Here is a 24,198-nt window from a genome sequence, read left to right as displayed (position 1 = left end):
CGTCACTTTCTGAGATCGAGAAGGCGTTTTGCCTTGTTCTGCGTGCCGAGGCCCGTATAGACGGCCAGTGCGCCCGGGTCGGCGATTTCGACGTCGACGCGGACGCCGAGGTCGCGGTGCAGCGCGGCTTCCATGTCTGTCCTCAGCGCCTCCGCGTCGACGCCGGCCGACTTGCGCTCGACGCGGACGACGAAATGCTCGCGCTTCGACAGGCCCTCGCCCACATTGGACACGACGCAGATGTACTCGCCGTTGGTGCGCGGGTCGCGCGACACCGCCTCCATGCACGCCAGCGGGTAGACGTTGGTGCCCCGCAGCTTCACCATCTCGTCGCTGCGCCCCCGGAAATTCGAGAGCTTGTGGGTGTGGAGGCCGCAGGGGCATTCCTCGCGATCATGCAGTGCGAGCAGGTCGCGCATGTTGAAGCGGATGATCGGCGGGACGCTGCGGTAGAGGCTGGTGGCGATCAGGTTGCCGGTCTCGCCATGCGGCAGGATGGCGCCGGTCGCGATGTCGGCGATCTCGATGTAGACCGTGTCCTCGCTGAGATGCATGCCCGACTTCTCGCGGCACTCGAAGGCGATCTCGCCGATCTCGTGGGTGCCGTAGTTGTCGTAGACGGGCGCGTTCCAGGCCTCTTCCAGCGCCCGGCGCCGCGATCCGTCGGCGTCCGGGCCGATATGCGAATGGATCTGCCTCGTCTTGAGCTGGTGCAGGTCGAAGCCGGTATCGCCGGCGACCTCGGCGAGGCGGGCGAGATATTCGGCTCGGGTGAACCAGGCCGTCGTTCCCCACGCCCGGGCGTAGGCGAGCTGCCGCTCGCTGGACGTGACGACGCCGGAACCGGCGGTCATCGGCGTTGCGCCGACCCAGTGGAACGCGCCGTTGAAGGTGCACCAGCCGGCGTTCGCGAGCGAGTTGGTGTAGGTGATCTGGATGACGTCGGACGGCCGGAGCCCCTGCACCCAGAAGGCCCGCGCGCTCTGGATCGCCTGAACCTCCAGGGCGACGGCATCGAACAGCGTAACGCGCGGCAGGCCGGTGGTGCCGCCGCTGGTCAGGATGCGGACATGGGTGTCGGCGAAGAATTCCGGCGAGGAAGGCTGGTGGTCGCCGAAGGGCGGAGCGCGGTCGATGGCATCCTTCAGGTCGTCACTGGTGAACGGCGGGATCTTCTCGATGTCGTCGAGGCCGCGGACATCGCCGGGTTCGAGGCCCGCCGCCGCCCATCGGTTGCGGTAGAACGGCAGCTTCCAGGCGTCGGCGACGCGAGCCAGGAATCGATCGTTCTGCAGAGCGCGCATTTCGTCCGACGACATGCGCCCCGTCGACGCCTCGAACCGGCCGGGCGGCGGGTAAGCCCTCGTCAGCGCGTCCCAGTCGAGGGCCTGCCAGTAGTATCTCGGTTGTTGCACGTCCACGTCCATACTCATGTTCTTGCCGCCGGCCGCGCCGGCAATCCGTCCGCGCCGACCGGGCGCGCCAAGCCTCGAATCCGTCGCCTGCACCCGCGCATGCCCTAGTGCGCCTCCAGCCGGCGCGCCGTGTAGATCTGGAACGGCACGACGATCACCAGCAGCGCCAGCATCAGCATGATCGACAGCGCCGCGGTGCCCGGCAGGTCCGGGAACTGCCACATGTTCCACAGCGCCGAGGCGGCGACCACGTTCGTCGTCGACAGCAGCATCAGCGGCGCGGTGAGGTCGCGGGCGCTGTGCGCGAACACCCACAGCCAGCCATTGACGAACTGCGGCCAGACCAGCGGCAGCGTGATGGTCCGCAGCGAGGTCAGCCAGCTTGCGCCGCTCACCAGGGCGGCATCCTGCAGTTCGGTATGCAGTTGGATGAGCGCGCTGCTCATCGTGCGCACACCGAACGCGAGGAAGATCGTCGAATGGGCGATGACGATCACCCAGATCGTTCCGTAGACCGGCGTGCGCAGGTAGATCAGCACGATCGCCAGCACCAGCACGATCGGCGGTATCGCCATCGGCGCAAAGGACAGCGCGTCGAGGGCCTTGCCGATGCGGCTGTCGGAGCGCGTGGTGAACCAGCCCACCAGCGTCGAGACCACCATCACCGCGGTGGCGCTCGAGACTACAAGGACAATCGTGTTCGTGGCCGCCCGCATGGTCACCGGGTTGGCGATAACGCGGCTGTAGACCTCCAGCGTCAGTCCGGACACTGCCTCCAGGCTCGGCATGACGAAGGCGGTGTTGAGGCTGACCCAGAGCAGCATCAGCAGCGGCAGCGCCATGACGAGGCAGTAGAGCGCGACGAAGCCGAGCGCGACGGGCATCCAGGTTCCGAGCTTGATGCGGCGCGGCCGGAACGCCTTGCCGGTGACGACGCGAAACCGCTCGCCCGCACTGGTCGCCCTGAGGTAGGCCCACATCAGTCCCGAGGCAATGACTAGCAGGAGGACGCCGAAGGCGGCGGCGAAGCCATAGTTCGGCAATCCGTTGTCGGGCGAGGACAGCAGGAACACGCGGGTCGACAGAACCGGAAACCGTGCCGTCAGGCCGATGATCAGCGGCAGGTCGAAGGTCTGGACCACCGCCATGAACATGTAGATGCCGATCGAGAACAGGCCCGGCACGATCAGCGGCAGCGTGACGCGCCGGATCACCGTCCAGCCGCCGCCGCCGTGGACGCGGGCGGCCTGCTCGAGTTGCGGGTCCATGTTCCGCAACAGCCCCGAGATCATGACATAGGCGGTGGGCACCACCGCGAATGCCGTGATGATGGTCAAGGCCCAGAACGAATAGAGCGGAAACAGGATGCCGCGCACGCCAAGCAGCTCGCGGTAGAGCACGTTCAGGGCGCCGTTGCCGGGGTTGATGAGCAGTATCCACCCGAAGCCGACGACCAGGGCGGGAACCGCCATCCAGGAGAACATCAGCACGCGGACGACGAAACGCCCCGGCATGTCGGTGCGTTCGGTACACCAGGCGATGCCCGTTGCGATGGCGACGCCGATCCCCATGGAACACAACGCATATACGAGCGTGTTGCGAACCAGCTTCCATGTGGTCGGGCTTGTCAGCAGTTCCCTGTAGTGCTCGAGGCTGAATTGCCAAGTCTCCAGCGGCATTGTGCCGGCCGGCGCAAAGGACGTCCGAATGAGGATGAAGACGGGTCCGAGCACCAGGACGCCGACGATGACGAGCAGCGCCACGAGAGTGACGTTCTGCTGATTGACGCGCGACGTCGGTCGACCGGCGGGCTGCAGATCGATGGCGGTCATGGTGCGACCGTCGTCCGGGCCGGGGCTTCCGGCGGCACGATCATGCAACGCTCCGCCGGGACATAGAGGAGGAGTTCATCGCCGACGCCGTGCTGGACATACGGGCTCAGCATCAGCAGCAGCGACTGGCCGCCCGCCTCCACCTCCGTCTCGACGACGTTGCCCAGGAAATTGAGCGATACGACACGGGCGGAGAACGAATTGTCGGTCGGCGGCTGGCCCTTGGCCAGGATCTCGACGGCCTGGGGCCGGATGACGGCGACGGCCGGATCGCCGGGCGTCAGGCCCGGGGCCGAGTTGCCGAGGAGCGTTCCGAACGGCGTCTCGATGCGAGCCTCCGGGCCGGCGGCCAGCAGCCGGCCGGGCACCAGATTGCTGCGGCCCATGAAATCGGCGGTGAAGACGCTGTTCGGCCGCAGGTAGATATCACGCGGCGCGCCTTGCTGGACGATCGCCCCGTCACGCATCAGGACGATCTGATCGGACATGCCGACCGCCTCGACCTGGTCGTGCGTGACGAAGATCGTCGTTATGCCCACCGACTTGACCAGGTTGCGAATTTCGGTGCGCATCGAGTCGCGCAACCGGGCATCGAGGTTCGACAGCGGTTCGTCCAGTAGCAGGATGCGCGGATGATGGACGAGCGCCCTGGCGAGTGCGACGCGCTGCTGCTGGCCGCCGCTCAGCATCGGCGCCGGCCGGTCCGCGAGATGGCCGAGTTCGACCATCTCCAGCGCCGCTGCCACCTCCTTGCGCACGTTGGCGCCCGACGTACGCTGGCTGCCGCGCTGCAGCGGAAAGGCGACGTTCTCGAAGACCGTCATGTGCGGCCAGATCGCGTAGGACTGGAACACCATGCCGAGCCGCCGCTTGTTGGCTGGCACCATGATCCGGTCGCGGTCGCTGAAGACGGTGGTCTCGCCCATGCGGATCGTTCCGCTGTCGGGCACTTCCAGGCCGGCGATGCACTGAAGCGTAGTGGTCTTGCCGCAACCGCTGGGTCCCAGCAGGGTGAAGAAGGCCCCTTCCTCGACAGTGAAGGAAACCCCGTCCAGCGCCCTGGTCGCCTGGCGGCCGTGCGAGCCGGGGAAGGTCTTTTCTAGGCTGTCGAGTTCAAGCATCACAGATCCGCCAACCGCCGGTCATCGCGATATCCGGCCGAAGCCAGGCTCACATCAGATGGTTCAAGTGAAAGCGCTCGATGCGAGTGTGGCAACTGCGCGGCCATCCGAGACGGCCGCGCAGAAGGGGTGCCGCCAGCTATTGCGTCATCTGATCGGCAATCTTGTTGCGCATTTCGGCCGCATGACCGGTGTCTTCCAGCGACGTCTCGGTCAGCACCTTGCCGCCGCCGGCCTTCACGTCCTCGAGCATCTTGTCGAGGTCGGAACCTTCGCCGATCCGGGGAAGCGGCTCGATTTCGTTGACAATCTTGATGCCGTCGGTCGCGAACCAGGCGGCGAACAGCCGAGCCGTGTTCGGGTTCGGGGCGTTCTCCGGGACGTAGACGTGCAACACGCCGACCGGGACATAGTCGTCGAACAGCTTGAAATTCACGTTCTCGACGCGGCCGGCCTGATGGAACGAGGAAATGCCGACAGGCGCCTGACCGACGGAGATCGCCCGGGTGACGGCGCCGGTGCCGCGTTCCAGGATCGGCTCGTTGTCCAGGATGCCCTTCGCCATTTCCATCGTCTTCTCGTCGCCGAGATCGAAGGAGTAGTAGTCGACCGGGTTGAGCGAATAGGCGTTGACGGCAAACCGACCCTTCCATTCCGGATCCATGAGATCGGCATAGCTGTCAGGCAGTTCGTCTTCGGAGATAAGGTCCGGGTTCCAGCCCAGCCCGTAAACATTGTGTGCGATCAGCAAACCGTCGCCCTTGAGGTCGTCGATGACGGGATCCACGGCAGCGCCGATATTGTCCAGTTCGCCGCCGAACGTCTCCTTCCAGGGATACGGCTTGAGAATGTCACGCTCGACGAGCGCCGCCATCTCCTGGTTGCCACCCGCCCCGATGACGTCGACGAATCCGGCGCCGCCCTGTTCGGCAATCAGCTTGGTCCCCGTCTGGACGGGGTTCGTGGCCGTCCATTCGATCTGCGTGTCGAGGCCGAACCTCTCGTTGAAGGCATCGGCGACCGCCTTGTGAGTCTCGGGCTTGCCGGGACTGGAGACCAGAACGAACAGCTGGCCTTCGTTCCTGGCGCCTTCGAGAATCTCCTCGAAGGTCGCCGCGCTGGCGGGAACCGACAAAGCCACGAGTGCGAGTACGGATGCCGAAACCGCGTTTGCGAAGACAGCGCATGAACGCTTCATGTAATCCTCCCATTTTTGTAGCCGGACGTTCGCTCGCGTCCGGATCGGAACTCCGTCGTTTATGGAGGATTTGCAGACGGTAGGAAATCAGAACTGCCCGGCCGAGCGGTTTTGTACTCCACTATGTGAAAACAATTCTTCCGGACAAAAACAAATACGACCGGAGAGAGCGGCTCTCTCCGGCGCATGGTCCGGATTTCTTCTGCAGGACCGGCAGGCGACGGCGCAATTCGCACCTTTGCCGCTGGCTCTCCAGAACTTCGACAATTGCATCGATCTTTCGACACATTGTACGATGAGACGCGGAAGCGTCAATCCCGTCCCGGACCCGGAGCAACGGGATTCGACCTACCGAGCAACGCGAGGCATGCGCAGGGGACGTCAGATCCCCGTCAGCCTGGGAGAGAAGCGATGACCGAGGTTCAGGCAACGCCGGGCCAGGGCACCCAGATGATCGACCGCACGGTCTCACTCGTGCGGCTGGTGGCGACCTATTGCCCGAAGGGTGCGCGGCTTACCGATCTGGCGAAGGAGTCCGGGCTTCCGGCACCGACGGCACGCCGGATCCTCAAGCGGCTGGTCGAGCATGGCGTCATCGCCCAGGACGAATCACAGCACCGGTACACTCTCGGCCGCTTCGCCTATGAACTGGGCCTGTCCACGAATCAGATAACGCGGGACGCGGCGAGGTTCCGTCCGCTGGTCGAGGAACTCGCCTCGGTGACCCAGGCGACGATCTACCTCCTGTTGCGCAGCGGCCTCGACAGCATCTGCGTGGACCGGGTGGACGCCGGCGCCAACCACAAGTGCCCGACGCTGAAGATCGGCGACCGCCTGCCCCTCGGGGTGGGGGTTGGCGGCATGGCGCTGCTCGCGGCGCTGCCGGAGGACGAGGCCGAACGCATCATCGCCGCCAACGCGCCGGTCTACGGACGCTTCGTGCGCACCACCGGCAGCCGGTTCCGCGAGCACCTGGAGGCGGCGCGGCGCGACGGATACGTGGTGCGGCGCAGCCCGGTAACGCCGGGAATCGTCGGGTTCGGCCTTGCCTTGTCGACGCTGGGCGGACCGGCGCACGTCGCGGTCTCCGGTGCCACGGAAGCTGCGAACTTCGCCGAGCCGCGCCGCAGCGCCGCCGTGGCGAAGATGCGCGAGCTGGCGGACCGGCACCTGGCCGTCAGGGCCTGACCGCCGCGCTACGGCGCTGCCGAAATGGCGCGATCGATGTAGTCGTCGCCGCTGGCGCGGCGCAGCCGGGAGGTGCCGCCATTGCGGGCGCCAAGACGCCGCGCCCGCTTCAGGAAGAGGTGCGCGTCGATCTCCCACGAAAATCCCGATCCGCCGTGAAGCTGGATCGCAGCCGACGTCGCCCTGAGCGCGGCATCCGCCGCCAGGACCCGGGCGATGCGGGCATCGCGGAATGTTCCCGACGCGCCGACGGCGCAGGCGATGGACAGCCGCGCCGCGCGGAGCGCCGTGTAGACATCGGCGAGGCGGTGCTTGATCGCCTGGAAGGCGCCGATCGGCTGTCCGAACTGCCTGCGCTCGCGCACATGCTCCACCGTCCGGGAGAGCGCCGCCTCGCCGACGCCGAGCAGATCGGCTGCGACGGCGACGTGCAGTGCAGTCAGGACGCGCTCCGCGGCGGGCGCATCGAGCACGAAGCCCAGGCAGGCCGAACGGTCCGCAACGTCGACCCGTGCCACCGATGCAGACGGATCCATCGCCTGCAGGTCGGTGAATGCCGCATTGTCCGCCTCAATGATGGCCACGCGCAGGCTCCCGGCCCGCTCTTCAAGATGGCATACGTGCGTCGCCCCGGCGGCGTGCTCCACGGGCGACAGCGAGAGCGCAGCGGGGTGATCGTCGAAGCCCGCTTCCGCATAGGCCGCCCGCACATCCCCGGACACGATCCCGGGCAACAGGTCCGACAGTGCGCCGGTCTCGCGGGCGACCAAGGGAAGCAGCACCGCCGTCTCCAGCAGCGGGCCGCAGAACAGGTTGCGTCCGGCCTCCTCGCAGACATCCGCGACGTAGCCGAGGCCGAGGCCGAGGCCGCCGTTCGATTCGGCGATCATCGTCGCGGTCCAGCCCATCCGGACCGCGAGCTGCCAATGGGTCTCTGCGACACTGGCGAAATCCGATTCGGGTGTCGGCGCCACCTCGGCCAGGGCGCTGGCGACGGCGGAGCGGACCATCGCATCGGCGAAGGCCGGCGGCTCGGCGATCATCGCGGCAGCCCCAGTCCGCGCTCGGCGATGATGTTGCGGTGGACTTCCGAGGTGCCGGCGAGAATCGTCTCGGCGCGGGTCCACAGAAAGTCGCGGTTCCAGCGCCCCTCGGCGACGGCGGAACTCTCCTGCGGGCCCAGCGCCGCCTGCGGGCCGAGGATGTCGATCGCCACCTCCATCAGGCGCTGATGGTTCTCGCTCCACAGGAGCTTCACCGAGGAGCCGTCGACGCCCGGCGGCACGCCCTGCTCGGCCATTTCCAGGATGCTGTCGGCATAGAGCCGCAGCGCGTGGATGTTAAGGCTGAGATCGGTGATCGCCGAACGGACGGCCGGATCGTCGAGCATCCGCTGTCCCTCGCGCACGGTCCCGGCGGCCAGCGCGACGAGCGCCTCCATCTCCGCCTGCATGCGCACGATGCGGGGCACGAAGTAGGTGCTGCGTTCGTAGTTCGCCGCCGCCATGGCGATCTTCCAGCCGGCGTCCTGCTCTCCCAGCAGGCAGTCGGCCGGCACCTCGACATCGTCGAGGAAGACCTCGTTGTAGTCGGCCTCGCCGGTGATCTGGCGGATCGGCCGAACCGTGACGCCCTTGAGGCGCATGTCGACCAGCAGGACCGATATTCCGGCGCGCGGCGAGGCGCCCGCTCCGGTGCGCGCCAGCAGCAGGCACCAGTCGGCCAGGTTGGCGAAGCTCGTCCAGATCTTCTGGCCGTTGACGACGTACACCTCTCCGCGCCGTTCGGCCCGGGTCGACAGTGCGGCGAGATCGGAGCCTGCGCCGGGCTCCGAATAGCCCTGGCACCAGACCTCCGAGTTGTCGAGGATCGGCGGCAGGAAGCGGGCTTTCTGGGCCTCGGACCCGAATGCGATCAGGGTCGGCGCGACGATCCCGTGGCCGATCATGTTGACGGCGAGCGGCGTTCCCGCGCGGGCGCACTCCTCGTGGAAAATCGCCTGGCGGGTCAGCGACAGCGCGTGGCCGCCGTGGTCGCGCGGCCAGCCGAGGCCCGACAGGCCGGACCGGCACAGGTGGTCTTCCCAGGCCTTGCGGAATTCGAGGCCGTGCAGGTCGGCGGTGCCGAGCCGGGCGCCGGCGACGCGCGGCAGCTCGGCGGCCAGCCATGCGCGCAGCCCGGCGCGGAAGCATTCGTCGTCGGCCTCGAAGAGGAAGGGCGGCGCGGCCGTCACGTCCGGCCCCGCCCGATCGCCCCCGACAGGCCGCTGCCGCGCATCCGGGCGAACTCGTCCGTGACGTGCGAGAGCTGGTGCGTGTCGAAGTGGGCGGCGAGCGCGGTGCGGAAGCCCTGGGCGTCGAAGGTCCGGTTCAGCGAGCGCTTGATGAGCTTCAGCGCGAACGGCGGCGTGCCGGCGATCTTCTCGGCGAAAGCCTGCGTCTCGGCGTCCAGGTCGGCGCGCGGCACGACCCGGTTGACCATGCCGATCGACAGCGCCTCGTCCGCGGTCATCCGGTCGCCGGTGTAGAGGAACTCCTTGGCGCGCCGCAGCCCCATCACCCAGGGATGGACGAGCACCTCGACGGCCGCGGCCGACAGGGTGCGTCCGACCGGATCGGCGAAGAAGGCGTCATCTGAGGCGACGATCAGGTCGCACATGTTGGCGACCATGAAGGCGCCGGCGATGCAGGCACCCTGGACCCGGGCGATCGTCGGCTTCGGGCAGTCCCAGATCCGCAGCGCATAGTCGAAGTAGCGCCGTTCCTCGTAGGCCCAGCGCTGTTCGACGGTGAAGTCCTGGCGCTCCCGCTCGGCTTCCTTCAGGTCGTGCCCGGCCGAGAAGTGATCGCCCTGCCCGCCCAGCACGATGACGCGGACCGCCTCGTCCGCGACCGCCTGGGCCAGCGCGGCGTCCATCTCGTCGAGCAGGCGCTTGGATTCCGCATTGCGCGCCTCCGGCCGGGCATGGAGTACGTAGGCGACGGGACCGTCGATGCGGTATTCGATGTCGTTGTACACGTCGCCCACCCGGATCGCTGCGAAGGACTAGGTTTCGATCCGGACAATATCCGTGCCCGCCAGACGGCAAAAGAACAGGGCGCGCGATCACCTTCCATCATATGGAAGATGGACCGAGAGCCGTCAGCCAGGCTTGCCGCCGACGGGAAGCGCCGCGCAGTCGCGCGGGCGCAACTGCACCGACACCGCCGTGCCTTCGGCGAAGGGCCGTTCGTCGATCATGTTGACCGCCTGCAACTGCCGATCCCCGACCCGCACGAAGTACCGGGCCGCCTGGCCCTGATAGTCGACGGTCTCGACCACTCCCGGCGCCGAGACCATGCCCTCGGTCGTCGCGTCGGGCAGCGCCAGGTGCAGCTTCTCCGCCCGGATCACGAGTTTCGCCGGTCCGGCGCCGTTCAGTTTCGGCGCCCGCTCGCGCGGAATCTCCAGGCGTCCGAAATCCGGCGCCTCGATGCCGATGCTGCCGCCGTCGGCGCCCAGGCTGCGCGCCTCGACGATATTGGCCGCGCCGAGGAAACGGGCGACGAACTCGGTCTCCGGCGTGTTGTACACTTCCTCGGGCGCGCCGATCTGTTCCACCCGCCCGTCCGACATCACCACGACCAGGTCTGACATCGCCAATGCCTCCGACTGATCGTGCGTGACGAAGACCGTGGTGACCCCGATGCGATGCTGGATGCGCTTCAGTTCCACCCGCATGTCCTCGCGCAGGTTGGCGTCGAGCGCCGACAGCGGCTCGTCCAGCAGCAGGACGTCGGGCTCGATGACGAGGGCACGGGCAAGCGCGATCCGCTGCTGCTGACCCCCGGAGAGCTGCTTGGGATAGCGGTCGCCGACATGGGGAAGCTGGACGAGTTCCAGCGTCTCGCTGACGCGTCTGGCCGCCTCTGCCTTCGGCACGCTGCGGTACTTCAGGCCGAAGGCGACGTTCTCGGCGATCGTCTTGTGGGGAAAGAGCGCGTAGTTCTGGAAAACGAGGCCGAGGTTTCGCTTGTGGATCGGCACCTCGTTCATCCGCCGCCCCTTGATTCGGATCTCTCCCTCGGTGGGGTCCAGCAGCCCGGCGATCATCCTGAGCGTCGTCGTCTTGCCGCAGCCGGACGGCCCCAGCAGCGTGACGAAATTGCCCTCGGCGATCTCCATCGACATCCGGTGCAGGGCGGTGAAGCTGCCGAAGCGCTTGACGATGTCAGTTAGGGTGACCGCACTCACGGGGACGCTCCGACTTTGACTGCTGGGGAGACCGGAATGCGCGGCCGCCTGTGCCGCGCATTCCCGGCCGGTTCGGCTAGTAGCCCTTCTGGATCCGGCCGAACTCTTTCGACCATGCCTGCTCGTGGCCGTTCCAGTAGGCCGGGTCGGCGAAGGTCAGCCCGGACAGGGTGCCGGTCGGATCGAAGGCGGGAAGCTTCGGGATCTTGTCGCCGAGGTCGACCTTCTGCGGGTCGAGAGCCGGCGGGTAATTCTGTCCCTCGGCCACGGCAATCGAGGTCTCGGGCGCAAGCATGAAGTTGAGAAGCTCCTCGCATTCGGCCATCGGGGAGCCCTTGATCACGAACAGGCATTCCTGCCAGCCGAAGCCGTTGGGGGGATCCATGTACCCGATGTCATGACCCTGCTCCTGAAGGGCGTAGATGCGGCCGGACCAGCCTTCGGTCACGTAGATCTCCTCTTCCGCCAACAGGCTCATGAGTTCGGCTCCCGACGTCCAGTACTTCAGCAGGAGATCCCGGTTCTCGCGCACCGCGTTCCACACAGCGTCCATGTCGGTGGCGTTGTTGGGATCCTGGTCGGTCTGCAGGGAGGCGTACCAGATCCTCGTGCGCCAGTCGGCCCAGCCGCCGATCTTGCCCTTGTATTTCTCATCGATGAGGATCCTGGCGCCCTTCTCCTTCATCTCGTCGTCGGAGATGTACTTGCGGTTATAGGCAAGCCCGGTCGTCCCGTAGTCATAGGGCACGCACGACAGCGAGCCGTCCGTCACCTTGCGGAACACGTCGGTGAGCTTCGGGATCACGTATTCGAGGTTCGGGATCCTGCTTTCGTCGAGCTTCGATCCCAGGCCCAGGCTGGTGTAGCGGGCATAGTCGAAGACGCCGGAGAGGTGGGCGATGTTGTACTCGCCGGGCTGGCTCGCCTTCACCCGGGAAAGGTATTCGTCGCCGCCGCCAAAGGTGCCGTCGACAACCTTGACGCCGGTCTTTGCGGTATAGGGGTCGAAGGCATACTTCCGGAACGCCTCGGAAACGACCCCGCCCCAGCCATCGAACCGAACCTCCTCGACAGCCGCCAGCGCCCGTCCGGCGAAGGGCATCTGCACACCGTATGCAAGCCCGGCCGCCCCCAGCAGGCCGAGGAATTTCCGGCGGTCGAGATCGCCGTTGAGGTAGCGCTCGCGAAGTCGCTCGTACCGCTTCGTATCGTCCATTTGTGGCTCCTTTTTCCTCATGGAAGGTTGTTTGGCGGCTCTATCCGCCGCGTCGGGCGGCCATTTGCCGGGCGATCGCCAGACCGACCAGCGGCAACCCGACCGTGAGAAGGATCATCACGGTACCGAGCGCATTGATCTCCGGAGAGATCGAGTTGCGCAGCATCGCGAAGATCTGGGTGGGAACCGTCTCGACGCCGCCGGGCTTCCAGAACATCGTCCCCGTGATGTCGTCGAAGCTGATGGTGAAGGCGAACAGCATGCCTGCAAAGACGGCAGGCGCGAGCAGCGGCAGCGTGATCTCGAAGAAGGTCTGGATCGGGCTGGCGCCGAGGCTCATCGCCGCTTCCTCCATGTCGCGGCGGATGCCGACGAGACGGGCCTGCACCACGAGCACCACGAACGGCAGGGTGAAGATCACGTGCCCCATCAGCAGCAGCGGGAAGCTCTTGGGGATCGACAGGAAGTTGAGGAACAGCAGCAGCGCGACGGCGAGCACGACCTCCGGAACGAGGATCGGCGCGATCAGGACCGTAGAGATCAGGTTGCTGCCCGGCACCTTGTAGCGGACCAGTGCCACGCTGGCGAGGACACCGAGGGTCGTCGAGATCAGCGCGGTCAGCGCGCCGAGAAGGAGCGAGGTGCGGAACGCCCGCAGGATCGCGTCGTTGTTGGCGAGTTCCACGAACCAGCGCAGCGAGACCCCCGTCATCGGGAAGCTGCCGAACTGGCTCGCGTTGAAGCTCAGCAGGACCACCACCGCGACCGGAAGGAACAGGAAGACGTAGACGAGGACCGCCCACAGGCGAACGAGGGACCAGCCCATCAGCCCAGCCCCTTCATCAGTTGCGCCATGCCGAGGAAGTGGTTGTAGACCAGCACCAGCACGCCGAGCACGGCCAGCAGCATCAGCGACAACGCCGATCCGAGCGGCCAGTCGAGTTGCGTGATGATCGCCTCGAAGACGAGATTTGCGAACATCGCGTCGGTCGGCCCGCCGAGGACGAGCGGCGTGATGTAGGTTCCCGCCGCCAGCACGAAGCACAGCAGGCCGCCTGCCGCCAGACCGGGCAGCGACAGCGGCAGGGTGACTTCGAGGAAGCTGTTCCACCGCGTCGCCCCGAGCGAGCAGGCCGCATCCTCAAGCGTCTCGTCGATTCCTTCCAGGCTGACGTAGACGTTGAGAACCATGAACGGCAGCAGGAAATGGACGAGACCGAGAATGACGGTGGTCTCGTTGTAGAGCATCTGGATCGGCTCTGTGATCACACCCAGCGCGATCAGGGTCGAATTGATCGCTCCCGACACGCCGAGGATGTTGATCCACGACATCGTCCGGATGATGTAGCTGATCCAGAACGGCAGCATCAGGAGCAGCAGCAGCAGCATCTTGTTGCCGCGCGAGCGGGCAATGAAATAGGCCGCCGGATATCCCATCACCGCGCACAGCAACGTGGTGATCGCGGCGATCCTCAGGGTGCTCAGCAGGATGTCCCGGTAGAACGGATCGGTCAGCGCCTCCCGCCAGTTGTCCAGATGGAAGCCGACCTGATCTGCTCCGGTCGCGGTGCGCAGCCAGAACGAATAGACGACGATGAACAGCAACGGCACGAAGAGCAGCAGCGCGATCGTAGCGAGCGCCGGCGACAGCAGTATCCAGGGCTGCCGCGCTTCGCGCGCCTCTACCGTCATTGGGGGTTCCCTCTATCGCTTCCCGCAGAGTCAACCGTGTCAGGGCCCGCGGTATTCCTCAAATAGATAGTTGCAATCTTCATTATAGACGTCGAGAATGGTGGGCGTGGCATACCGGGACTCCTCCGAACGGCTCGCCCGTGACCTGGACTGGAATCTGCTGCGTACGTTCGTCGTGCTGGCGGAATCCAGCAGCGTCACCGAAGCCGCCGAACGGCTGCGGCTGAAGCAGCCGACCGTCTCGAATGCACTCAAGCGCCTCGAAGACAGGCTGGGCCGGCGGCTGATCGACCGATCGCCGGGCCGTTTCAAGCTGACCGAAGCCGGCCAGCTCCTCCATCGCGAGGCAATCGACATTCATGGATCGATCCTCCGCCTGAACACGCTGATGCGGGAGGTCGCCGACGAGATCCAGGGTCACGTGCGGGTGGTCCTGGCAAGCCACGTCGTCTGCCCCCTGTTCGACGACGCGTTGACGGCGTTCCACACCGCGCACCCGCGCGCGACGCTGTCACTGAACGTCATGGCGAGCCGGGAGGCCGTCGCAGCGGTGCTCACCCAGCGCGCGTCGCTGAGCCTGTGCCTCGTGCGCGAACGCAGTCCGAAGCTGGAATACCGCCGCCTGTACCGGGAGTTCTTCGGATTGTTCTGCGGCCCGACCCATCCGCTCTACGGCGTCCAGGGGCTGACCATGCCCGATCTCGCCGGCCAGTCGTCGGTGAGCTTCGTCACGGACCAGATGACCGACGCACTGCGGCCCGTCACCCTCATGCGCGCCAAGGCAGACCTGGACGAGCGGGTCGTGGCGACATCTGCGAATCTCGAAGAGGTGCGCCGGATGATCGTGGCGGGCCTAGGAGTGGGGCCGTTGCCGCTGCACGTCATGCGCCGCGACATCGAGGACGGGCTGCTGTGGCGGCTGCCGCCATACGACGACCCGCCGGCAATCGACGTCTACGTGGTCTGGAACCCGAAGTCGCGGATGAACCGCGCCGAACAGGCCCTGCTGCAGATGCTGCTCGCCCGGATCGAGGAGACGCCGATCGGCGAGCGCACCTATTTCTAGTCCGGGCCCCGGCCGGGAGCCGGGGCCCCAATGCCCTCCGCCCGGGTCCGCCCCGTCAGCAGCAGCGGCGCGCCAGCGCCAGTTGCAGGCGAAGCTCGTAGTCGTCCTTGTCGCGTATCAGGTCATGGGAATGGCCGTGATGGTGATGATCGTGGTCGTGCCGCTGTCGCGCCGCCTGCTGAGCCGCGGCCTTCTCGGCCGCCTCCTGGGCCTTCTGCCCGTACAGGGTCATGCCGTCCTCGTCCGTCGGCCTGCCGGCATCGCGTAGTTCGGCGCGCCTGCTCGCGGTCGCCTCCAGATCGATCGTTTCGCCGTCCTCCGAGAACACGACCCCGTAAACGGTCTCCGCCTTCTCGCGCGACACGTAGCCATGGATGACGTCGTCCTCGACGCGGGACGGATCCCGGTCGAGCGGCGACCCGTAGCCGCCGCCCCCGCCCGAGCGCAGGGTGAAGCTGTCGCCGCCCCTGATCCGCCGCGACAGCACCTTGCCGGACGGGAAGTAGTCTTCGTCTCCGCCGGCATGCTGCACCGTGACCTGATTGCCAGCGCCCGAGAGTCCGCCGGCAAGCCCCCACGGTCTGGAGATGACGCGCTCGATCTGCGCATTCAGCATGATGTCGCCACGCGCCCGCACCGTGTAGACGGCGCCGAGGCCGCCTCGGAAAGTCCCGGGCCCGCCGGAATCCTCGTAGAGGCCGTAGCGTTCGACCAGCAGCGGATACTTCACCTCGACCTGCTCGGAGGGACCGTTGTGGGTATCGCCGTCATTGATGGCGATTGTCGTGCAGACGCCGTCCTCCGACGACTTCGCGCCCCAGCCGCCCCCGATCAGGCCGCCGGTGTAGATGAACAGCTTGCCGTCTTTCGGCTGGTAGCCGTTGACGAGCGCGACGACCAGGTCGGCGTGATGGGCGGCGATGACCTTGTCGGGGATCGCCGGCTGCAGCGCCTTGAACACGGTGTCGACGATGGTCATCGGGAACGTCATCCACCAGCGCATCGGGGCGGGCTTCTGGGCGCTGACCACGCGGCCTGGCGGCAGGATGATGTCGAGCGGCCGGAAGCTGCCGTCGTTGAGCGGGAAATCGAGCGCCGACGTCAGGCACTTGAAGGCGACCTGGCAGCACGACAGGCCCGCGGTCGTCCCGGAATTGTAGAAGCCGCGCACCTGCTTGCTGACATCGGTGAGATCGATGGTCATCCTGTCGCCGGCGACGATCACCTTGACCCGGATCGGGACCCGCCTGCCGAGATCCACCCCGTCGTCGTCCATGAACGATTCCGCTTCGTAGGTGCCGTCGGGAATGGCGCGGACGCGCTCCCTGACCAGCGCTTCCGAATGGTCCATGATCGCGGCGATCGCCCCCAGGACGCGGTCGCGACCGTGCTTCCTAAACAGGTTCGTCATGTGCCGCTCGCCGGACCGCACGGCGGCGATCTGGGCGCGCATGTCGCCCATCGCACGTTCCGGCAGGCGGACGTTCATCTCGATGATGTCGACGATGTCCTGGTTGATCTCGCCGCGCCGGTACATCTTCACGATGGGCATCTGCAGCCCCTCGGAATAGATGTCGGTGGTCATGCCGTCCAAGGTGCCGCCGACGTCCTGCCAGTGTGCCATGCAGCCGGCGAATCCGACGATCTCGTCGTCGTGAAACACCGGCACCGTGAAGGTCATGTGGTTGAGATGGCTGCCGGTGATGTAGGCGTCGTTGGTCAGGAGGACGTCGCCAGGATGGATCCCGTCGATGCCGAAATGCGCGATCTTCGCCTTGATGGTCTCCGAGATGCCGCGAATGAACATCGGCAGGCCGATGCCGATCGACAGCACATTGCCGTCGCGGTCGAACACGCCCACCGTGAAGTCGAGCGCCTCGTAGATGATCATGTTGTAGGCGGTCCGCATCAGGTTCTGCTTCATCTCCTCCGTGGCGGCGATCAGGCCGTTGCGGACGATCTCGGTGGTGACCGGATCGTGCTTCAGCGCAGCGTGCGGGGAGGCGTCGACGCGATGCTCGTTCATGATGCGGCCCGTCCGATTACGATGACAAGGTTGCCGTGCCGGTCGACCGACAGCAGGTCGCCGGGATGGATGACGGTGGTCGAGGCGTATTCCTCGACGAGCGCGGGTCCGGCGATCCGGTTTCCCGCCAGCAGGGCCGAGCGCTCGAAGACCGGCGTGTCGACATAGGCCCCCGCGGATCCGAAGAACACGGGCCTGGTCTCCCGAAGCGCCGCCGGCGGCGGGTCTTCCGCGCCGGCGCCGATGGCGGTCTGGGCCGGCTTGGCCATCACGCCGCTGACGGAACTGCGCAGGCTGACGATCTCGGCGGGCTCGTCCGGCGACGAGTAGCCGTAGCGGACCGCGTGCACGGCATCGAACGCCGCCTTGATCCCCTGCATGTCCTGGGTCTCGAACAGGGCCGCCGGCAGATCCGCGGTCACGGCGTGTTCCTGGCCGACATAGCGCATGTCGGCGGCACGGGAGACGGCGACGCCCGCCATCGACACGCCGCCCGTCTCGATCGCCTTGCGTCCGGCCTCCTCCATGTCCGCGAAGATCGCTTCCATGTCGTCGAACTCGATCGTCCTGAGCTGGCGGAACCACGACCGCACCTCGTCGTGCCGGAAGTCGGACATGAGCATGCCGAAGGCCGAGAAATGTCCGGGCGAATTGGGAATGATGACGCGGTCGATCTGCAGTTCGCGGGCGACCATCGTGGCGTGCAGCGGACCGGCGCCGCCGTAGGCGAACATGCTGAAGTCGGCCGCATCGAGGCCCCGCTCGGTGGTCACGCGGCGGACCACATGCGCCATCGTCGTGGTGGCGATCCGCAGGATCCCTTCGGCCGCCTCCGTCACCGTCAGGGCGAGCGGATCGGCGACCTTCTCCTTAAGACCGCGCTCCGCGGCTTGCGTATCGAGGGGCATCTCGCCGCCGAGGAACTGGGTGGCGCTCAGCCGCCCGAGCAGCAGGTTAGCGTCGGTCACCGTGGGCTCGCTCCCGCCGAGGCCGTAGCAGATCGGCCCCGGATCGGCGCCGGCGCTGCGCGGGCCGACGCGAAGGCCGCCGCCCGGCGTCAGCCGGGCGATGCTGCCGCCGCCGGTGCCGACCTCCTGGATGTCGATCATCGGGATCTGGACGGGAAGGCCCGTCTCGTAGCCCCCGATCATCGACGAGCCGGTCATCAGCACCTCGTAGTCGTGGATGACGCCGGCCTTGGCCGTCGTCCCGCCCATGTCGAACGCGATGGCGTTCGGCAGTTCCATCTGGCGGCACAGCGCCCGGGAACCGATGAGGCCGGCAGCCGGGCCCGATTCGAGCATGCGGATGCATTCGCTGCGGGCCCGGTCGGCGGTGTAGAGGCCGCCGGTGGACTGGACCACGAGGAAGGATCCGGGAAAGCCGCTGCTGTCGAGGAAGTCGGTGAATCCGTTCAGATACGACTTCACGCGCGGCCCGACATAGGCGTTGGCCGCGACGGTCGAGGTCCGTTCGAACTCGCGGTACTCCTGCGACAGTTCGTGGCTCGCCGTCACGAACACGCCGGGGCATCGCTGCGCGACGATCTCCCGGGCACGTATCTCGTGCCGCGGATCGCGGTAGGAATGCAGGAAGAGGATGGCGATCGCCTCGATCCCCATCTCGGCAAGCGCCTCCGCGATCCGCCCGACCTGATCCTCGTTCAGCGGCACCAGGACGTCGCCGTCCGACGACAGCCTCTCGTCGACTTCGAAGCGCAGGGCACGGCTGACCAGCGGCTCGTGCTTGCGGAAGAACAGGTTGTATGCATCGGGCCGGTTGACGCGGCCGATTTCGTAGATGTCCCGGAATCCCCTCGTCGTCAGGATCGCGGTACGCGCACCCGATCGCTCCAGCACGGTGTTGATGGCCACCGTCGTCCCGTGCAGGAACAGCGCGGTATCTGCGAACTGCGTATCGGCCTTTTCGACGCCGGTCCTGACGCCCTCGATCAGGACTCTTGGCGTCGTCAGCGTCTTGCCGTAGCGGATCTCGCCGTTTCTCGGGTCGAAGACGGCGGTATCGGTAAAGGTCCCGCCGACATCGGCCGACAACCGGACGCCGGACAACGATCCTTGTCCGCCTCCCACTTCTGCGGCAAGCTCCATAAGCGATTGCTCCCGGATTGTGGCGGCCGGTGTTCCGCCCGCCTTGTGGGTCCGTAACGTCACTGCTTGACATCCGGACCGGTGAAAAAGAAACTGGAACAGCGTTCCAAATTGGAACCACGTTCCGGAAACGACGTCAAGAATGTCGCAACAGATCGATCGCACCTTGGATATCCTCGAGCTTTTGATCGAGAATCCCGAAGGTTTGGCCCTCGGCGAAGTCGCCTTGCAGCTGGGCCTGCCGAAGAGCGCGACGCATCGACTCGTTTCCCAGCTGGTTGAGCGCGGCTACATGGAACGGGACGCGGCGAGCCAGCGCTATCGCCTCACGATGCGGCTGTCGGTGCTGGGATTCCGCTTTCTGTCGAAGACCGGCCTGACCGACATCTGCCAGCCCGAGCTCGACGAACTGGCGGCAAGAACCGGCGAACTGGCCCGTATCGCCATGGTGGACGGCGACACGATGACCTGGGTCGCCCAGGCGCAGGGCGCCCGGTACGGCTTGCGGTACGACGGGAATCTGGGCCGGCACGTCGTGCAGCCGGCCACGGCATCCGGCAAGGCGCGCCTGGCCACTATGTCGGACGACCGGGCAGTCGGCATCGTCGCGAGCCTGGGCTTCGGCGACCGCGCCGAACTCGGCCAGAACGCGATCTCGTCGATGGCCGAACTCCTCAAGGAACTCGAGACGACCCGCAAGCGGGGCTACGGCATCGCCTATGAAGAGGGCGAACCCGGCATCGCCGCGGTCGCCGCCGCGATTCCGGCATCCAATCCCGCCGAGGACTGCGTCGGTACCGTCAGCGTGGCGGGGCCGATCACCAGACAGACCCGCCAGCGTCTCGACGAGATTGCACCCGACGTCGTGAACGTCGCGAAACGGCTGAGCGAGCTGTGGCCGATCCGGCGCTACCAGCCGCTGGCCCCGAACCCGGACTCGTTCCACAACGTCAGGAAATCCGCATGACCGATACAGCGGCAGTCGACCCCCGGCAGGGCGAACTGACCTTGTCCGAGCGCTTTCGCTGGCTGACGAGCCTGCGCTACGTGCTGATCAGCTTCGTGACCCTGTTCGTGATCTGGGAAGTCGGCGTCCGGCTGTTCGACGTGCCCACCTACCTGCTGCCGCCGCCGAGCCTGGTGTGGAGCGAGTTCTCCGAGCGCTGGGCCTATGTCCTCCAGCATACCTGGGTCACAACCGGGGAGATAGTCGCCGGATATCTCGCCGCGGTAGTGGTTTCGATTCCCATGGCGATCATGATCGCCTACTCGCGGTTCATCGAGCAGGCCTTCTATCCGCTTATCGTCTTCCTGCAGATCGTGCCGAAGATCGCGATCGCCCCGCTGTTCATCATCTGGTTCGGATTCGGTTTCACGCCGAAGCTGCTGCTCGTCTTCCTGCTGTCGTTCTTCCCGATCGTCGTGGCCGCCATCGCGGGCTTCAAGTCGATCGACGACGAAGTGATGGAACTGGCGCGCTCGACGGGCGCGAAAGGCTGGACGACCTTCCGGAAGATACAGCTGCCGCATGCGATGCCCTCGATCTTCACCGGTTTGAAGGTGGCGGCGGCGCTGTCGGCGACGGCAGCCGTCGTCGCCGAGTTCGTGGCCTCGGACAAGGGGCTCGGCTACCTGCTTCTGCGCTACAACGGCGACCTGGAAACGCCCATGGTGTTCGCAACCATTGTCGTTCTCTCGATCGTCGGCCTGATCGTCTATTACGCGGTCGAGCTTCTCGAGATGCTCGTCATCCCCTGGCACGTGTCGCGCCGGGCGAGCGCCATGGATGCGGGAGGCGTCTGACCGCGACAACGACTACTGAATCGGCGCCTTCCTGCGAAGCGCCGTCAATGAACCAAGGATCGAACCGGACTTCAAACAATCGGTTCGCGAAGAGGGAGGAACGGAAATGACCAGACATACTATTATGGGCCTGGCGGCCGCCATGGCCCTGACCGGCTTCGTCGCCGGATCGGCCAGCGCTGCCGACGACGCGTCCATCCGGTTGAACTGGTATCTCGTCGGCTTCCACGCACCGATCTATCTCGGCGTCGAGCGCGGCTATTTCGCCGACGAGGGCATCAATCTTACGATCAACGAAGGACGCGGCTCCGGCGTGGCGACCCAGGTCGTCGGTGCCAAGGACGACACGTTCGGCCTCGCCGATGCCGGCACGATGATCCTTGCCGCCTCCAAGGGCATTCCGATCAAGGCGGTGATGTCGCCGATGAACATCTCGCCCTACGGCGTGATCAGCCGCAAGGACGCCGGCATCACCACGCCGAAGGATCTCGAGGGCAAGAGACTCGCGGTGACTGCGGGCGATTCGCTCACGCAGCTTTTCCCGGCCGTCATCGCCGCCAACGGCCTCGATGAAAGCTCGATCGAAATGGTCTTCGTCGATCCGGCCGGCAAGGTCGTGTCGGTGCTCGAGAAGAAGGCCGACGCCCTGCTGGGCTCCGCCGATGCGCAGTTCTTCCAGATCGAGGAGAAGGGCGTCGAGGCGGCCGCCATGAACTTCGCCGACGTCGGCGTGCCGACGGTCGGAATAACCGTGATCGCCCACGAGGACACGATCGAGGACAATCCCGACCTGATCAGGCGCTTCGTCAAGGCCATGCGCCGCTCCTTCGAGGAAGGCGTCAAGGATCCCGACGCTGCCATCGCCGCCGCGGTCGCGGCCAAGCCCGACGTCAGCCCCGAGGCGCTCAAGGGCCAGCTGATGGTCGACCTCGACCTCTTGCATACGCCTGCCTCGAAAGACGGCGGCATCGGCTATGCGGCCGCCGAAGACTGGCAGCGGACGCTCGACCTGATGAAGGAATATCGCGAACTGGACACCGACCGGTCCGCGGACAGCTTCTACACGAACGAGTTCCTTCCCCAGCAATGACGGCCAACGCACAACGGGCGTTCTCGGTGGTCGGGCGCGAGGCCGCGGAAGCGGCTTCCGCGCCCGAAGGGGGGACGGAAATAGCGATAGACGGCGCGTCGAAGACCTTTCGGCGCGGCAGGATGGAGACCCACGCCCTCGACGGCGTGGAACTGACAATAGGGGCCGGGGAGTTCGTCGCGATCGTCGGTCCGTCGGGTTGCGGCAAGAGCACCCTGATGCGGCTCGTCGCCGGATTGCTGCCGCCCTCCAGCGGGCGAGTCGTGATCGGCGGCGAAACCGTCGACGGCCCCTACACCAATCTCGGGATCGTGTTTCAGAAACCGATCCTGCTGGAATGGCGGACCATACTGAAGAACGTGCTGCTGCAGACCGAGATGCGGCACCGCAAAGATCCCGGACTGGTCGACCGGGCCAAGGGGCTTCTGGCCGCAGTCGGGCTGGAAGGGTTCGAGAACCGGTTCCCGCATGAACTGTCCGGCGGCATGCAGCAGCGCGTGGCCATCGTCCGCGCCCTGATACACGAGCCACCGGTGCTGCTCATGGACGAACCGTTCGGAGCGCTCGATGCGCTGACCCGCGAACAGATGCGCATCGACCTCGAGGAGCTGTGGCTGGCCAGCCGCAAGACGGTGCTGTTCATCACGCACTCCATCGACGAGGCGGTGCTTCTTGCCGATCGCGTCGTCGTGATGTCGCCGCGGCCGGGGAAGATCGAACGGATCGTCGACCTCGACATGCCGCGTCCGCGCGGTCTGGAGGGGCGCAAGGATCCCGATTTCATCGCGGCAGTCGAGAGCATCACCCAGATATTCCTGGCGCGCGGCGTCCTGCACGGCGGCAGAAAGGGGCCCAAGCTTGTCAGCGCGTGACAGCCACTCTTCGGGGAAGGTTCGATGAGCCTGGCCGGTGAAGGCGCGGTGGTCATCTGGCATGACATCGCGCCGGAGGGTCTGCAGGACTTCTATGCCTGGCACACCCAGGAGCACATGCCCGAACGCGTCGGCATTCCGGGTTTCGCGCGCGGCCGCCGCTATATCGCCGAGCACGGGTCGCCGGAGTATTTCACGCTCTACGAAGCCATCTCGATAGAAACCCTCGGCGGGCAGGACTATCTGAACAGGCTGAACAATCCGACCCCGTGGACATCCCGCGCCACGCAACACTTCCGCAACGTCTCCAGGTCGGTCCAGCGTGTCGTGTACTCGGCCGGTCCCGGAATCGGCGGACACCTCTACTCGATCCAGCTCGAGACCGGGGACCCCGCGGCGTTTTCGGAGAACATGATCACAAAGGTCCTGGCGCCGCTTTCGACCCGTCACGGAATCACCGGCGTGCACCTCTGCCAGACCGACGCGGCCGTCAGCGCGATCATGACCAAGGAAAAAGAGGGACGCGACGGCAGCACGGGCATTCCCGGCTGGACACTCATGGTCGAAGGCGGCACCGCCGACATCGTCGACGAGATGCGGGAGACCGCCTTCTCCGACGCGAGACTGACTGCGGCCGGCGCTGCGGAGATCAACGCCCCGGCGCTCTACCGGCTCGAATACATCCGAAACAAGACCGCCTTCGCTTGACCCCGTCCGGAGGAACCGGCATGCCCGAGAACACCGATCCGCTGAAGGTCCTGATCATCATCGGGGACGCAACGGAGACCGTCGACACGCTCTACCCGCACCTGCGCCTGCAGGAGGAGGGATATGTCCCCGTCGTCGCCGCACCCGAGAAGCGCCTCTACCAGATGGTCTGCCACGAAGTGAAACCCGGCTGGACGATCACCAAGGAATGGGAAGGCTACACGATCGACGCCGACATCGCCTTCTCGGACGTCGACGAGACGGAGTATGCATCGATCTTCTTCTCCGGCGGCCGCGCCCCGGAATACATTCGCGACGATCCCGACCTGATCCGCATAACCCAGCAGTTCTTCGACACCGGCAAGCCGATCGCCTGCGTCTGCCATGGCGTCGAAATCCCCGCCCGCGCCGACCGGGTGCGCGGCCGGCGGATGGCCACCGTTCCCAAATGCCAGTTCGACCTGGAGGTGTGCGGCGGCATCTTCGTGAACGAGCCGTGCGTGATCGACGGCAACCTGGTATCGGGCCGCACATGGCACGACCATGGCCACTACATCCGGCCGTGGATCGAGATGCTGAAAGAAGTCGAGAGTGCGTCGCGGCCGCAAATGAAGTCGGCCTGAGGCGCCC

The 24,198-nt window shown here is 66.2% G+C and carries 21 protein-coding genes; 8 read left to right on the top strand and 13 right to left on the bottom strand.

The window, feature by feature from the left end:
- Positions 1–2 precede the first annotated feature (2 nt).
- The 4 genes from V3328_RS00955 to V3328_RS00940 all read right to left on the bottom strand — a co-directional run bounded on the left by V3328_RS00955 (position 3) and on the right by V3328_RS00940 (position 5,566).
- Positions 3–1,433 carry a phenylacetate--CoA ligase family protein gene (locus V3328_RS00955; protein WP_340327764.1) on the bottom strand — a complete coding sequence of 477 codons (1,431 nt, stop codon included), beginning with the start codon at positions 1,431–1,433 and terminating at the stop codon, positions 3–5.
- Positions 1,434–1,519: 86 nt separating this feature from the next.
- A complete protein-coding gene (locus V3328_RS00950) occupies positions 1,520–3,247 on the bottom strand; it encodes an ABC transporter permease (RefSeq protein WP_340327763.1) in 1,728 nt (575 codons plus the stop codon).
- A complete protein-coding gene (locus V3328_RS00945) occupies positions 3,244–4,368 on the bottom strand; it encodes an ABC transporter ATP-binding protein (protein WP_340327762.1) in 1,125 nt (374 codons plus the stop codon). The genes V3328_RS00950 and V3328_RS00945 overlap by 4 nt, the downstream gene beginning before the upstream one ends.
- Positions 4,369–4,507: 139 nt before the next feature.
- Positions 4,508–5,566, bottom strand: a complete 1,059-nt coding sequence (locus tag V3328_RS00940; RefSeq protein ID WP_340327761.1) for an ABC transporter substrate-binding protein — start codon at positions 5,564–5,566, stop codon at positions 4,508–4,510.
- A gap of 411 nt (positions 5,567–5,977) precedes the next feature.
- Between V3328_RS00940 and V3328_RS00935 the strand changes: the two genes are divergently transcribed.
- Positions 5,978–6,754, top strand: coding sequence for an IclR family transcriptional regulator (locus tag V3328_RS00935; protein ID WP_340327760.1), 777 nt, complete (start codon positions 5,978–5,980; stop codon positions 6,752–6,754).
- Positions 6,755–6,762: 8 nt separating this feature from the next.
- On the opposite strand, the gene V3328_RS00930 is transcribed toward V3328_RS00935, so the two are convergent.
- The 7 genes from V3328_RS00930 to V3328_RS00900 all read right to left on the bottom strand — a co-directional run bounded on the left by V3328_RS00930 (position 6,763) and on the right by V3328_RS00900 (position 13,895).
- Positions 6,763–7,797, bottom strand: a complete 1,035-nt coding sequence (locus tag V3328_RS00930; protein WP_340327759.1) for an acyl-CoA dehydrogenase family protein — start codon at positions 7,795–7,797, stop codon at positions 6,763–6,765.
- A complete protein-coding gene (locus V3328_RS00925; protein ID WP_340327758.1) occupies positions 7,794–8,987 on the bottom strand; it encodes an acyl-CoA dehydrogenase family protein in 1,194 nt (397 codons plus the stop codon). The genes V3328_RS00930 and V3328_RS00925 overlap by 4 nt, the downstream gene beginning before the upstream one ends.
- A complete protein-coding gene (locus tag V3328_RS00920) occupies positions 8,984–9,772 on the bottom strand; it encodes an enoyl-CoA hydratase (RefSeq protein ID WP_340327757.1) in 789 nt (262 codons plus the stop codon). Before V3328_RS00920 ends, V3328_RS00925 begins: the two co-directional genes overlap by 4 nt.
- A 123-nt stretch (positions 9,773–9,895) precedes the next feature.
- Positions 9,896–10,987, bottom strand: coding sequence for an ABC transporter ATP-binding protein (locus V3328_RS00915; RefSeq protein ID WP_340327755.1), 1,092 nt, complete (start codon positions 10,985–10,987; stop codon positions 9,896–9,898).
- A gap of 76 nt (positions 10,988–11,063) precedes the next feature.
- Positions 11,064–12,203: an extracellular solute-binding protein gene (locus tag V3328_RS00910; RefSeq protein ID WP_340327754.1), complete on the bottom strand. Its 1,140-nt coding sequence runs from the start codon at positions 12,201–12,203 to the stop codon at positions 11,064–11,066.
- A 40-nt stretch (positions 12,204–12,243) separates the two neighbouring features.
- The gene (locus V3328_RS00905; RefSeq protein ID WP_340327753.1) at positions 12,244–13,029 is read right to left on the bottom strand and encodes an ABC transporter permease; all 786 of its coding nucleotides are present in this window, start codon (positions 13,027–13,029) and stop codon (positions 12,244–12,246) included.
- Positions 13,029–13,895 carry an ABC transporter permease gene (locus V3328_RS00900; protein ID WP_340327752.1) on the bottom strand — a complete coding sequence of 289 codons (867 nt, stop codon included), beginning with the start codon at positions 13,893–13,895 and terminating at the stop codon, positions 13,029–13,031. The genes V3328_RS00905 and V3328_RS00900 overlap by 1 nt, the downstream gene beginning before the upstream one ends.
- 106 nt (positions 13,896–14,001) lie before the next feature.
- Between V3328_RS00900 and V3328_RS00895 the strand changes: the two genes are divergently transcribed.
- Entirely contained in the window at positions 14,002–14,961 is a 960-nt protein-coding gene (locus V3328_RS00895; protein WP_340327751.1) for a LysR family transcriptional regulator, read from the top strand.
- A gap of 55 nt (positions 14,962–15,016) precedes the next feature.
- Here the strand turns inward: V3328_RS00895 and V3328_RS00890 are convergent, their stop codons facing one another.
- Positions 15,017–16,987, bottom strand: coding sequence for a hydantoinase B/oxoprolinase family protein (locus V3328_RS00890; RefSeq protein ID WP_340327750.1), 1,971 nt, complete (start codon positions 16,985–16,987; stop codon positions 15,017–15,019).
- A complete protein-coding gene (locus V3328_RS00885; RefSeq protein ID WP_340327749.1) occupies positions 16,984–19,056 on the bottom strand; it encodes a hydantoinase/oxoprolinase family protein in 2,073 nt (690 codons plus the stop codon). The genes V3328_RS00890 and V3328_RS00885 overlap by 4 nt, the downstream gene beginning before the upstream one ends.
- A gap of 181 nt (positions 19,057–19,237) precedes the next feature.
- Between V3328_RS00885 and V3328_RS00880 the strand changes: the two genes are divergently transcribed.
- The 6 genes from V3328_RS00880 to V3328_RS00855 all read left to right on the top strand — a co-directional run bounded on the left by V3328_RS00880 (position 19,238) and on the right by V3328_RS00855 (position 24,191).
- Positions 19,238–20,062 (top strand): IclR family transcriptional regulator, encoded by an 825-nt coding sequence (locus V3328_RS00880; protein ID WP_340327748.1) that lies wholly within the window; start codon positions 19,238–19,240, stop codon positions 20,060–20,062.
- The gene (locus V3328_RS00875; protein WP_340327747.1) at positions 20,059–20,898 is read left to right on the top strand and encodes an ABC transporter permease; all 840 of its coding nucleotides are present in this window, start codon (positions 20,059–20,061) and stop codon (positions 20,896–20,898) included. Before V3328_RS00880 ends, V3328_RS00875 begins: the two co-directional genes overlap by 4 nt.
- Positions 20,899–21,004: 106 nt before the next feature.
- Positions 21,005–21,988 carry an ABC transporter substrate-binding protein gene (locus tag V3328_RS00870; protein ID WP_340327746.1) on the top strand — a complete coding sequence of 328 codons (984 nt, stop codon included), beginning with the start codon at positions 21,005–21,007 and terminating at the stop codon, positions 21,986–21,988.
- Entirely contained in the window at positions 21,985–22,860 is an 876-nt protein-coding gene (locus V3328_RS00865) for an ABC transporter ATP-binding protein (RefSeq protein WP_340327745.1), read from the top strand. Before V3328_RS00870 ends, V3328_RS00865 begins: the two co-directional genes overlap by 4 nt.
- Before the next feature lie 24 nt (positions 22,861–22,884).
- On the top strand, positions 22,885–23,568 hold the full coding sequence (locus tag V3328_RS00860; protein ID WP_340327744.1) for a hypothetical protein: 684 nt from the start codon (positions 22,885–22,887) through the stop codon (positions 23,566–23,568).
- 20 nt (positions 23,569–23,588) lie between these two features.
- Complete coding sequence (locus V3328_RS00855) at positions 23,589–24,191, top strand: DJ-1/PfpI family protein (protein ID WP_340327743.1); 603 nt, start codon at positions 23,589–23,591, stop codon at positions 24,189–24,191.
- Positions 24,192–24,198: the final 7 nt, after the last annotated feature.

This window comes from Microbaculum marinum (assembly GCF_037855135.1).
GTDB lineage: Bacteria > Pseudomonadota > Alphaproteobacteria > Rhizobiales > Tepidamorphaceae > Microbaculum > Microbaculum marinum.
Note: the sequence above shows the minus strand (reverse complement) of the source record. Positions and strands in the feature narration are given on the sequence as shown.

Coding starts and splice junctions, on each gene's coding strand:
- V3328_RS00930 (WP_340327759.1), bottom strand. CDS start 7,797: ATGATCGCCGAGCCGCCGGCCTTCGCCGATGCGATGGTCCGCTCCGCC.
- V3328_RS00865 (WP_340327745.1), top strand. CDS start 21,985: ATGACGGCCAACGCACAACGGGCGTTCTCGGTGGTCGGGCGCGAGGCC.
- V3328_RS00910 (WP_340327754.1), bottom strand. CDS start 12,203: ATGGACGATACGAAGCGGTACGAGCGACTTCGCGAGCGCTACCTCAAC.
- V3328_RS00875 (WP_340327747.1), top strand. CDS start 20,059: ATGACCGATACAGCGGCAGTCGACCCCCGGCAGGGCGAACTGACCTTG.
- V3328_RS00900 (WP_340327752.1), bottom strand. CDS start 13,895: ATGACGGTAGAGGCGCGCGAAGCGCGGCAGCCCTGGATACTGCTGTCG.
- V3328_RS00940 (WP_340327761.1), bottom strand. CDS start 5,566: ATGAAGCGTTCATGCGCTGTCTTCGCAAACGCGGTTTCGGCATCCGTA.
- V3328_RS00955 (WP_340327764.1), bottom strand. CDS start 1,433: ATGAGTATGGACGTGGACGTGCAACAACCGAGATACTACTGGCAGGCC.
- V3328_RS00905 (WP_340327753.1), bottom strand. CDS start 13,029: ATGGGCTGGTCCCTCGTTCGCCTGTGGGCGGTCCTCGTCTACGTCTTC.
- V3328_RS00950 (WP_340327763.1), bottom strand. CDS start 3,247: ATGACCGCCATCGATCTGCAGCCCGCCGGTCGACCGACGTCGCGCGTC.
- V3328_RS00855 (WP_340327743.1), top strand. CDS start 23,589: ATGCCCGAGAACACCGATCCGCTGAAGGTCCTGATCATCATCGGGGAC.
- V3328_RS00870 (WP_340327746.1), top strand. CDS start 21,005: ATGACCAGACATACTATTATGGGCCTGGCGGCCGCCATGGCCCTGACC.
- V3328_RS00890 (WP_340327750.1), bottom strand. CDS start 16,987: ATGAACGAGCATCGCGTCGACGCCTCCCCGCACGCTGCGCTGAAGCAC.
- V3328_RS00945 (WP_340327762.1), bottom strand. CDS start 4,368: ATGCTTGAACTCGACAGCCTAGAAAAGACCTTCCCCGGCTCGCACGGC.
- V3328_RS00860 (WP_340327744.1), top strand. CDS start 22,885: ATGAGCCTGGCCGGTGAAGGCGCGGTGGTCATCTGGCATGACATCGCG.
- V3328_RS00880 (WP_340327748.1), top strand. CDS start 19,238: ATGTCGCAACAGATCGATCGCACCTTGGATATCCTCGAGCTTTTGATC.
- V3328_RS00935 (WP_340327760.1), top strand. CDS start 5,978: ATGACCGAGGTTCAGGCAACGCCGGGCCAGGGCACCCAGATGATCGAC.